The sequence below is a fragment of the Fictibacillus phosphorivorans genome (assembly GCF_023715845.1).
Lineage (GTDB): Bacteria > Bacillota > Bacilli > Bacillales > Fictibacillaceae > Fictibacillus > Fictibacillus phosphorivorans_D.
In genome coordinates, this window is the sequence record NZ_JAMBOR010000074.1 from 1 (window position 1) to 399 (window position 399).

General features: G+C 55.1%; 1 protein-coding gene. It reads right to left on the minus strand.

Annotated features, from left to right (window positions below; genetic code table 11):
• Positions 1–19: 19 nt before the first annotated feature.
• Positions 20–399 (minus strand): hypothetical protein (locus tag M3206_RS18855; RefSeq protein WP_251314044.1); only part of this gene is annotated, 380 nt, incomplete at its 5' end.

The window sequence follows — 399 nt, forward strand, 5'->3', positions numbered from 1 at the left end:
TGCTAAATCCGTCCTCACGTCAAACACCTGAAACGTGTTTAGCATGAAAAACCTGCTTAACGTACTGCCAGAATCCGTGGCGTAATAAAGACAACCAGTTCGCGACGTTCATTATCTTTCCCGTCACGACGAAACAGACGTCCCAGTACCGGGATATCGCCAAGCAGCGGGACGCTGTCGCGGGCGGTTTTGTTTTCTGCGAAAAGATGCCGCCCAACGCTAAAGTCTCGCCGCTGCGAACTTCCACTAGGGTCTCTATCTCCTGCTTATCGATGGCCAGCGCTTCGCCGTTTTCCTGCTTCAGCACCTGGCCTGGCGTATTCTCGCTTATTCGCAGCTTAAGCCGCACTCTTCCCTGCTGCAGCACCGTCGGCGTGACCTCCATGCCCAGCACCGCCT